Below are 10,383 nucleotides of genomic sequence, written 5' to 3' on the forward strand. Positions count from 1 at the left end.
CATGCTAAAACTCATTGCGCTAACAACTTTGGCGATGGTCGCTTTTGCAGCAAATTCCGTCTTCACACGTATTGCCCTAGTGGAAACTGAAATTGGGCCCATCATGTTCACAGCCATTCGGCTGACAACCGGCGCACTCATGTTGCTACTAATCGTCGCCATCCACAAACGTTCGTGGACTTATCCAAAAGGCAGCGGCAGCACAAACGGTTCATTCGCTCTTTTTTTCTATGCGATTTTTTTCACCTTCGCCTATCTGTCACTGGGCGCCGGGCTTGGTGCTCTGGTGTTGTTTGCATCTGTACAAATCACCATGATCATATGGGCAATTGTAAAAGGCGAACGCCCCAGCCCAATTGAAATTGTCGGCATCCTTTTGGCATTTGGCGCTTTTGTGTATCTGGTTTCCCCTGGGCTTGTGGCCCCAGATCCCATTGGCACGGGCTTGATGGTCGCATCTGGAATCAGCTGGGGCGTTTACTCACTGCTCGGGCGCGGGTCAAAAAACCCGCTAGAGGACACAATGGGAAATTTCGTGCGAACTTTGCCTTTAATTCTTGGTGTCACACTTGGTTTAGCATTTGTCTCCAACATGTGGCCCACAGATCCCAAAGGCATATTGTTTGCCGCGCTTTCGGGGGCATTGGCTTCAGGTGTTGGCTATGCGATTTGGTATTTAATATTGCCACAGCTTGCACGCACCAGCGCGGGCGTTGTGCAGCTTACGGTGCCTGCTATTGCTGCAGCTGGTGGCATTTTGTTCCTTGGTGAAGAACTCAGCGTTCGATTTATCATCGCCAGCACATTAATATTGCTCGGCGTCGCACTCGCAACCATGTTCAAAAAACAGAGCTAGATGACAAATCTTCGCAGTAAAAACCCAATGGCCAACACATAGGGCAACGCCAAAACAAACAGGCCCAACCGCGGCAACAAAGAACCAAACCGTCGCCAAATTACGGTCGCACATAAAAGACCCAATACGACCTCGAAAGCGCTGACCCAATTGCCATGAAATTGGGACTGCCAATAGGAAATTGGCGAGTGAAACCGCTCTCCGGTCAACGGCCAAAAATGCACATGCGCGTCGTCCGCATGCACGGGCAGATCAAACAATACATGCATCAGGCATGCGGCAGAAAACAGCGCAAACGCAAGCCACAGGCCCCGAAAACCTCGCTGCCGCCGCACCAGAAACATAAAAACAAGCAACGCAACAATATAAAGAGGAATCGAATTGGAAAGCGCCGACAAAAACTGCCAAGGCTCCTGCCAATACATCCCATCAGGCTTTCGCCAAAGATTGGCAACTTCCGATCCGGGCAACCGCCCCACCAATGCCATAATAAACACCGAGAGATCGGGGAACAATCCACCGAAAATCACAATCAGGTTTTGACTTTTAGAAAACCTGGGCCGCGTCAAAGCGGCCGCAGCGATCAGAATATGTGTGTTGGTCAGCATCGTGTTCCCCTACTGTTAAAACAGTATGTGGAAAATAATTGTGTGGCCAGCGCATCAACTCAGTTGTGATGTCTTTACATATATTTCCTGATCACCATATGTGACACTCTTGTGTTTTACGTCGATCTTTGCCACTACCAAGCGCACGCGTTTTAAAGAAAAAGGTTCAAATGCACTATTTGCTGCTCGTACTGGGCCTAGCCACGTTAGTTGTAACGGGTGATTTATTGGTTCGTGGTGCTGTTGGTCTATCCAATCGCATGGGAATCCCTCCTTTGGTGATCGGTCTTACGGTCGTTGCTTTTGGGACTTCCGCACCCGAATTGGTCGTATCTTTGTCGGCAGCGGCAGAAGGCGCACCGGGCCTTTCAATCGGCAACGTGGTTGGCTCCAACATCACCAACATCCTATTTGTGTTGGGTGTACCCGCACTATTCTTCTCCATCGATTGCAAGCAAACCGGATTGCGCCGCTCAACTGCTTTTATGGTTTTTGTGAGCGTGCTGCTGATCTTCCTCAGCTTGGATCAAACGATTAGCTTTGCCGACGGCCTCATTCTGATGGCCTTACTCGCCGCCTACTTGGTTTATAACGGCGTCGAAGCGAACCGCATGCGCAAAAAGGGTCAAGCGATTGAGGAAATCGTCGAAGAAATTGACGATGCACCCGATGATACTCGCAAGATCGCCATTTACCTGCTTATTGGCATCATCGGTTTGCCATTGGGCGGAAAACTGACCACAGACAGTGCATTGGCCATCGCCGCTGTAATGGGCGTTGCTGAAAGCACCGTGGGTCTGACCATCGTTGCCCTTGGCACGTCACTACCAGAATTTGCTGCCGGCATGGCAGCTGCACTAAGGAAACAATCGGCCGTTGCCATTGGCAACGCGGTTGGCTCTAACATTTTCAATATTTTGTCGATCATTGGGGTCACTTCGATGATCATTCCACTCCATGTGGATATCAATTTCCTCACCTTTGATTATTGGGTGATGTTGCTTGTCTCCGCAGCACTCTTGCCCATTGTCTTTATGCATCGCAGTATTGGAAGATTCGAAGGGCTAATTATGGCCGGTCTTTACATCGTCTATATGTACTTCGTGTTTCAAGTTGGCCACAGTGTAATTGAGGGGAGCATTTAGCCAGCAATGTCAAAAGGTGTTGCACTGATAACCGGAGCCGCAGACCGTATCGGCGCAGCCATTGCAACAGCCTTGGCGAGCGATGGCTATCACACGATTATTCACTACAATAGTTCCGGCGCGAAAGCCGATGCCTTGGCCGCGCATATCATCGCCTCAGGCGGCACTGCGGCAACCATCGGCGCAGACCTATTGAACAGGGATGAAAGAGACAGCCTAATTGAAAGGGCGAGCGAACTGTTCGGCCCGATCGACATCTTAATAAACAATGCGTCCATTTTTCAACCCGACAGCATTGCAGACTTATCAGCTGACCTTTGGCAAAAGCACTTCTCAATCCACGCGGAAACACCCGTCTTCTTAGCGAGTGCATTTGCAAAACAACTAAGCAAAGATCAGCACGGCAACATCATCAACATGATTGATCAGCGTGTTTGGGCGCTCAAGCCAACCTTCTTTTCCTACACTTTGTCCAAATCCGCCCTATGGACCGCAACCCAAACCATGGCCCAGTCCTTGGCGCCACAAGTGCGAGTCAATGCCATTGGGCCAGGACCAACCATCAAGAACATTCATCAAAACCAATCAGATTTTGAACAAGAGATCGCAGCATTGCCCCTCAAGGTTGGGCCACAGCTCAACGAAATATGCAACGCAGTACGGTTCATTCTTTCTGCCCCTTCAATGACCGGGCAAATGCTTGCACTAGATGGTGGAGAGCACTTGAAGTGGACGCATAAAGGTGAAAACATCGCGCAATAATGAGCGACGCACCCCAACTACCCGGCCCTGAAATCATCAAATCATTCGTCAAAACCCTGCCTTCAGGCCCAGGGGTTTATCGCATGTTTGATGAAGCGGGCACGGTGATCTATGTGGGCAAGGCGCGTAACCTTAAAGCGCGCGTCACCAATTATACCCGCTACGAAGGCAATTCGGTTCGCATTGGCCGCATGATTTCGGCCACCCGTTCGATGGAGTTTGTCACCACAAACACTGAGAGTGAAGCGCTACTTTTAGAAGCAAACATGATCAAGCGGCTCAAGCCGCGATACAATGTTTTGTTGCGCGACGACAAAAGCTTTCCCTATATTCTGATGGCGACCGAGCACAAGGCTGCCGAACTCACCAAACATCGGGGCGTGCGCCGAAAAAAGGGGCACTATTTCGGCCCCTTCGCATCGGTAACAGCCGTCAACCGCACCATTGCCGCGCTGCAAAAAGCATTTCTGCTGCGCAATTGCTCAGATAGCTATTATGAGGGGCGCACCCGACCGTGTTTGCAACATCAAATCAAACGTTGCGCGGCGCCTTGCACCGGCGAAATCTCGATTGAAGACTATCAACAACTTGTCGATGATGCGGTCAAATTTCTATCCGGCAAGTCGCGGACGGTGCAGGCCGATCTTTCTTTGGAAATGCAAAAGGCATCTGAAGAAATGAATTTTGAGCGCGCCGCCATGTTGCGCGATCGCATTGCCGCGCTTTCGCTGATCCAAGGTCAGGGCGATATGAGTGCGCAGTCCGTGTCGGACGCGGACATCTTTGCCATCCACCAAGAAGCGGGGAAATTCTGCATTCAAGTGTTCTTTTTCCGCGCCCACCAAAACTGGGGCAATCACGCTTACTATCCACGCGCAGATAAGAGCTATGACGAGAAAGAAGTACTCACCGCCTTCATCGCCCAGTTCTACGAAGCACGCACCCCGCCAAAATTGGTACTCGTGTCACATCCGGTCGAAGAACCTAAATTGTTGGCCGAAGCCTTGGCCATTCGAGCGGACCGAAAAGTCGAGGTTCTAGCGCCACAGCGCGGCGAAAAACGCTCGCTGGTGGAACATGCGCTCAACAACGCCCGCCAGGCATTGGGTCGCCAATTGTCCGAAAGTGCATCGCAAATTCAATTGTTGGAGGGTGTGGCCAAAACGTTCGGATTAGACGCGCCACCGCGCCGCATAGAGGTTTATGACAACTCCCACATTCAAGGCACCAACGCTGTTGGTGCAATGGTGGTTGCGGGGCGCGAGGGCCTATCCAAAAAGCACTACCGCACCTTCAATATTAAATCGACAGACATCACGCCGGGCGATGATTTTGGCATGATGCGCGAGGTGCTCACCCGCCGGTTTACGCGGCTGGTCAATGAATATGAACCCGCAGATGACAGCGCTGATGCAGATAAAGACGCCATGCCCGATTGGCCCGACGTGTTGCTGATTGATGGTGGCAAGGGCCAAATGACCGCCGTGCGCGAAACGCTCAAAGAGTTCAACTTACCCCAAAAGGTGACGCTTATCGGTATCGCTAAAGGCGAGGAGCGCAACGCGGGCCGCGAGACCTTCATCCTTGAAGGTCGAGAACCCTTTATGCTGCCAGCGCGCGACCCAGTGCTCTACTATTTGCAACGTTTGCGCGATGAATCGCACCGATTTGCGATCGGCACACACCGGGCCAAACGCTCAAAACAGATTGTGAAGAACCCGCTCGATGAAATCGAAGGCATTGGCCCGACGCGAAAGAAAGCGCTGCTTACCCATTTTGGTTCGGCCAAAGCGGTGAGTGGTGCAACGTTGAAAGACCTGCAGTCTATATCCGGTATTTCCAAACAAATGGCGCAAAACATCTACGATCATTTCAATCGCTCTTGACCTATCCACACAACTCAGCTTGCTTGGGGACAAGGCAAAGGGGACCAATTAAGTGAACATACCAAATATTCTTACCATGTCGCGCATCGCGGTTATTCCGCTCATCGTGACCCTGGTCATGATGAACAACCTCACCGCTCAATGGATCGCCTTCACGCTTTATGTGATTGCCGCCTTGACCGATTTTTTGGACGGTTATCTGGCGCGCAAACTCAACGTCGTATCTTCCCTTGGCCGCATGTTGGACCCTATCGCTGACAAACTGATTGTCGGTGCCTTACTCATCACATTTGCCTATGAGGGCAGTTTCTCAGCGTCCCTCACATTTGCAGCAGTTTTCATCCTCATGCGTGAAATCGCAGTTTCTGGATTGCGCGAGTTTTTGGGGCCACAACAAATCATCATCCCCGTTTCAGGCATCGCAAAATACAAAACCACTTCTCAACTTGTGGCCCTCGGGTTAGTAATGGCATTGCCCATTGTGCCGGGCCTCAACTTGGCAGCAAGTGCCTCCATGTGGCTCGCCACTGGTTTGACCCTTTACACTGGCTATGAGTATTTTGCGGGTGCATGGCCCCATCTAACCAAAGAAGAACAATGAAGATTCTCTATTTCGCGTGGTTGCGCGAGCGCATGAACAAAGGCCAAGAAGATGTTGCACCGCCCGAGGCAGTGACCACAATTGATCAGTTGATCGATTGGAAAGCAGCAAATGACGAGGGCTTTGCCCTTGCCTTTGAGGACCGTGCCATCATCCGCGCATCGATCGACGACGAGCTGGTTGACCATGATGCCCCAATCGCCAACGCGCGCGAAATTGCATTTTTCCCGCCCATGACAGGCGGCTAATATGTGGGTGCGCATTCAACGAGAGCCGTTCGACCCCGGTGCTGAAAGCAACGCATTTTTTGCCACTGATGGCGCCGCCGGTGCAACGGTAACTTTCACCGGCCTGGTGCGCTCAACGCCTGACAAGCCTATTGATGCACTTATACTTGAGCATCACCCGACTATGGCAAAAAAGCAGATCGAACGATTTGCGACAGAGGCCATGGAAAAATTTGAACTCGTCGACATCGCCGTCATTCATCGCTTCGGCGAAATGAAAGTCGGTGAAGTCATCGTGCAAGTCATGGCCGCCTCCCCCCACCGCCAAGCGGCATTTGATGGGGCAAACTACGTCATGGATTGGCTAAAGACAGACGCCCCATTTTGGAAACAAGAAGTCACCTCAGATGGCGCGAAATGGGTTGAACACCGAAAAGCCGATGATGATGCCAAGAACAAGTGGAATACAGAAACGCCGCCCAAATCAGTTTAGGCGGCATTTCAATTTCTATTAGCTAAATGCTTATTCAGCAGCAGCTTTCTTTGGCTGAACTTCAGCCGAATAGGCCTTCATCATCGCGCTACAAATCTCGCGCTCAGGGAAGATATTCCCTTCGATTTCAGCAACCGGCACAACTTCTGCAGCTGAGCCTGTCAGGAAGCATTCGTCAAAATTGCCGAGTTCTTCAGGCATAATCACCCGCTCGGTCACTTTGATGCCAGCTTCGCGCGCCAAGCCGATCACTGTTCGGCGAGTAATGCCGTCCAAGAAGCAATCAGGAATTGGCGTGTGGATTTCACCGTCTTTAACAAAGAACACATTTGCGCCAGTGGCTTCAGCAATTTGACCCCGATAATCAAGCATCATCGCATCTGCAAAACCACGCGCTTCGGCCGCATGTTTGGACAAGGTGCAAATCATATAAAGACCGGCAGCTTTTGAAGCGAACGGTGCTGAGGTTGGTGCTGGGCGACGCCAGTCAGACAAGGCAAGGCGTGTGCCTTTCAACTTGTCTTCATGGGAAAATAGGCTGGGCCATTCCCATGCTGCGATGGCCACATGCACCGGATTATTGTGCGCGCCAAGTCCCAGTTCGGCAGAACCACGAAACGCAACTGGGCGCATATAGGCATCAACCAAATTGTTCTTCGCCAAAACGTCGCGACAAGCTTGATCAAGCTGATCGGCAGTGTAAGGCACTTCAAAATCAAGCAATTCAGCAGACTTACGCAAGCGCAAAGAGTGATCATGCAGCTTGTAAATCTCGCCGTTATAAGCCCGCTGGCCCTCAAATACGCTCGATGCGTAGTGCAGAGCATGGGTGAGCACATGCACCTTGGTGTCTTTCCAAGGTATCATTTCACCATCAAACCAAATCCAACCGTCCCGTTGGTCCAAAGGCACGCCGGCCATGTCAATTCTCCCTTAAGTCGACGCCCCTTCCCGGGTGGCGCCAAATAAACTGCTTTTCCCCAATAAACACCCACATACTTGGCAAATCAACTCAAGCTTGTGATAAGAAGAAGAAAAGCGATGATGAAGGGCAGCATGCCAGCCACAAAAATAAATGTCAATAAGACTGACATAAATTTGTCACTTGTCGATGAGCCCGCTGAATCAAGCGCGGACATGCCGCTCGATTTGATGGGTTTATTGTTCTTTGCCTACCGCGATTTCGTGCGCGATGCTGATGCGTTGTTGGCCAAACAAGGGTTCGGCCGCGCCCACCACCGGGTGCTTTATTTTGTCAATCTTAGGCCGGGCATGACGGTCGCAGATCTGCTGGACATTCTAAAAATTACCAAACAAAGCCTTGCCCGCGTATTGCGCCAATTGGTTGATGGCGGTTATATCGAGCAACGCCCGGGACCCAACGATCGCCGGCAACGCTTACTTTACCCAACGGTCACCGGTTCTAAGTTTTTTGAAACACTTTCCACTTCACAAGCCCAACGTATTGCGCGCGCTCTAGAGCCTATGCCCGTTGAAACCCGACAGTTGGTCACAACCTTTTTGGCTTCAATGATTGACCCGGACGACAGGACGACGCTTGAAAATCTCAACTTAGTAGAGATTGATAATCCTTAACTTGCCAATTGATTTGATTGATGTTGGCCCGACGCGAAATCATAAACCTTATAAGATCCGCGCCCTGCTTGCTTGGCCGTATAAAGCGCGATATCCGATTGCGTCAACAAGTCGTGACGGCTGACTTGCCCATCCTTTGAAAAAGCAACTCCCACGCTCGCGCGACATACACAAAGGTTTCCTTTAATTCTTGCGGTCTGGTCAAGTCGTTCGCACAAACTTTTTGCGACCCGTTGCAGTCGCGCGATTTCATGTTCCCCTGAAACGATCACAATGAACTCGTCCCCACCCATTCTAGCAACAAAATCATCTTGTCCGACGACGTCGCGAATTATGGTTGCAGCCTGCAATAGCACATCATCTCCCACATCGTGACCGTAAGTATCATTGATCACTTTGAATTTGTCTAAGTCCAAAGTGAACAAAGCAACTGGCGACATATTTCTCTGCGCCATTAACAACCGCTCGGTCAGTTCGCGTTCAAAATATCGACGGTTGGGCACCCCAGTAAGCACATCATGCAAGGACTCATGCGCGAGCCTCTGCTCAAGTTCGCGTATGTCCGTAACGTCTTCATGTGTTCCAATCCATCCCCCAACTGGTGTTGGCGAATGCGCAGTTTTGATGAACCGACCTGTGCCAAGCACAGTATCTGTCAAATACGCCTCGCCACGTCGAACATGAGACATGATCTTGTTCACAAGATCCATTGGTTCACCTGCAAAATCACCGCGTTCCTTTTGTAATTCTAGCAATGATAAGAACGACTGCCCCTTGAACACATCGCTTTCGTTCATGTTGAAGGCCTGCAAATACTGTTCGTTCCACAAAACCAAATTATGGTTTTCATCGAAAACAGAAACACCTTGGTTCATGTTGCTCAAAGTTATATCTAAGACGTTTTTTCGTGCCGCTAAATTGGCTTGGCTGATCTCCAAATTCGAAATCGCGACAGCAATCAAAAAACTCGGAAATGTGCAAAATAGAGCAAGAGTTTGCTGTTGGAAAACAGCATCGCGCAACGGTAGGTCCACGGCAATACTCGGCCAATAGCCCATAACAACAGCCGCAGAAGTTGCAAGCGACAAGACCGAACTCACCATGGCCACTTCAAAGACCTTGCCTTTCAAGGCAAGCCACAAAGTTGGAAAAATCAATACGATGGCCGGGGGCAGATGCAAGAACAAGAGCACCACAAAACCAAACCCGAAGCTTGCGCCAAGCACTGCCCATTCAGCAATGTTTTCTTTCTTGAGGTAACGTTTAAGGTTCTGAGCAAAGGTACCACGATGCGCTGAAAAGACCGGCAAATAAACGATCATTGAACTAACGATATCACCGGCCCACCAATGCACAAATGCGTCCGAGAACGCTCCGCCAAATACAATAGAAACCGTCAGAGAACCCAGCCCCGCAGCGGGCACAGCCGCCAGGGCAACAACAGCCAACAAGACCAAACCGCGCCGTGGGGTAACAATCGGTTTGCTTTGAAACTTCAGTAGTTGGAAGCCGGTGTAAACACTCACCATTTCAACAAAGTTGGCCAAAGGAAACCCAACGGCAAGTTGCCAAATGTCACCATAAACCAGCTGCGTCGCCGCATTTGCAATTAATCCAGAAAACAAGAGTATCGCAGCATCCCTGCGCGACATGGCCATCGCCATAGAGACGAGAACAGCGTTCGCTGGCCAAAACACGGCTACATTGTGGGAAACACGTGCCAGCAATACGCTGGCCACTGCCAACCCAAAATAGACAATGAATCCAAGAAGAAACTTCCGCACGATGTCTGATAATCGCGTCATATGTATAATGCTGACCTATTCTTAAACCAGACAGCCGTCCAATGAACTGCCACATTCTGCTTTCAACCTAAGTCAAAGCAATCCATGAATGGTTAACCAACTAGAAAAGCAAGATGAATCACACTGTCAACCTATATCGAACAATGATGTGAACAATTGAAAAACACTGTCGTAGATCGATAATCAATCGCCATTAAACTGACGGTCTAGTCACTTATTTCTGCACATACCAACACCCTTGCACCGCAGGTTCCGGCCAAGTTGAAAGTGAAATGCAGACACGCGAGGCATTTAAGGTCTCGTGTTATTTGGTAGTAAAAATGAGACGTTAAACGCCTCGCGTGAAATGGCTTTTGCCTTAAAACTGAAATACCCCGAGGTGCTAAACCCTTCTATCCCCTTGC

The 10,383-nt window shown here is 50.3% G+C and carries 11 protein-coding genes; 8 read left to right on the forward strand and 3 right to left on the reverse strand.

Going from position 1 to position 10,383, the window contains the following annotated elements:
* Position 1 precedes the first annotated feature (1 nt).
* Positions 2-856, forward strand: coding sequence for a DMT family transporter (locus O4H47_RS17250; protein ID WP_269395260.1), 855 nt, complete (start codon positions 2-4; stop codon positions 854-856).
* Here the strand turns inward: O4H47_RS17250 and O4H47_RS17255 are convergent.
* The gene (locus O4H47_RS17255) at positions 853-1,464 is read right to left on the reverse strand and encodes a hypothetical protein (RefSeq protein WP_269395261.1); all 612 of its coding nucleotides are present in this window, start codon (positions 1,462-1,464) and stop codon (positions 853-855) included. The two genes, O4H47_RS17250 and O4H47_RS17255, sit on opposite strands and share 4 nt — an antisense overlap.
* 170 nt (positions 1,465-1,634) lie before the next feature.
* Between O4H47_RS17255 and O4H47_RS17260 the strand changes: the two genes are divergently transcribed.
* Genes O4H47_RS17260 through O4H47_RS17285 form a run of 6 tightly spaced genes read left to right on the forward strand, consistent with a single transcriptional unit; the run spans position 1,635 to position 6,578 of the window.
* Positions 1,635-2,609: a calcium/sodium antiporter gene (locus O4H47_RS17260; protein WP_269395262.1), complete on the forward strand. Its 975-nt coding sequence runs from the start codon at positions 1,635-1,637 to the stop codon at positions 2,607-2,609.
* 6 nt (positions 2,610-2,615) lie between these two features.
* Complete coding sequence (locus O4H47_RS17265) at positions 2,616-3,371, forward strand: SDR family oxidoreductase (protein WP_269395263.1); 756 nt, start codon at positions 2,616-2,618, stop codon at positions 3,369-3,371.
* Positions 3,371-5,257: an excinuclease ABC subunit UvrC gene (gene uvrC, locus O4H47_RS17270; RefSeq protein WP_269395264.1), complete on the forward strand. Its 1,887-nt coding sequence runs from the start codon at positions 3,371-3,373 to the stop codon at positions 5,255-5,257. Before O4H47_RS17265 ends, uvrC begins: the two co-directional genes overlap by 1 nt.
* 52 nt (positions 5,258-5,309) lie before the next feature.
* Positions 5,310-5,858, forward strand: a complete 549-nt coding sequence (gene pgsA / locus O4H47_RS17275) for a CDP-diacylglycerol--glycerol-3-phosphate 3-phosphatidyltransferase (RefSeq protein WP_269395265.1) — start codon at positions 5,310-5,312, stop codon at positions 5,856-5,858.
* A complete protein-coding gene (gene moaD, locus O4H47_RS17280; RefSeq protein ID WP_269395266.1) occupies positions 5,855-6,106 on the forward strand; it encodes a molybdopterin converting factor subunit 1 in 252 nt (83 codons plus the stop codon). The genes pgsA and moaD overlap by 4 nt, the downstream gene beginning before the upstream one ends.
* Position 6,107: 1 nt before the next feature.
* The gene (locus O4H47_RS17285) at positions 6,108-6,578 is read left to right on the forward strand and encodes a molybdenum cofactor biosynthesis protein MoaE (RefSeq protein WP_269395267.1); all 471 of its coding nucleotides are present in this window, start codon (positions 6,108-6,110) and stop codon (positions 6,576-6,578) included.
* A gap of 30 nt (positions 6,579-6,608) precedes the next feature.
* On the opposite strand, the gene O4H47_RS17290 is transcribed toward O4H47_RS17285, so the two are convergent.
* Entirely contained in the window at positions 6,609-7,499 is an 891-nt protein-coding gene (locus O4H47_RS17290) for a branched-chain amino acid aminotransferase (protein WP_269395268.1), read from the reverse strand.
* Between the two features lie 135 nt (positions 7,500-7,634).
* Between O4H47_RS17290 and O4H47_RS17295 the strand changes: the two genes are divergently transcribed.
* Positions 7,635-8,174, forward strand: coding sequence for a MarR family winged helix-turn-helix transcriptional regulator (locus O4H47_RS17295; protein WP_419719642.1), 540 nt, complete (start codon positions 7,635-7,637; stop codon positions 8,172-8,174).
* Here the strand turns inward: O4H47_RS17295 and O4H47_RS17300 are convergent.
* The gene (locus O4H47_RS17300; protein ID WP_269395269.1) at positions 8,171-9,979 is read right to left on the reverse strand and encodes a diguanylate cyclase domain-containing protein; all 1,809 of its coding nucleotides are present in this window, start codon (positions 9,977-9,979) and stop codon (positions 8,171-8,173) included. The two genes, O4H47_RS17295 and O4H47_RS17300, sit on opposite strands and share 4 nt — an antisense overlap.
* Positions 9,980-10,383 lie beyond the last annotated feature (404 nt).

The organism is Maritalea porphyrae (genome assembly GCF_027213965.1).
Taxonomy (GTDB): Bacteria; Pseudomonadota; Alphaproteobacteria; order Rhizobiales; family Devosiaceae; genus Maritalea; species Maritalea porphyrae_A.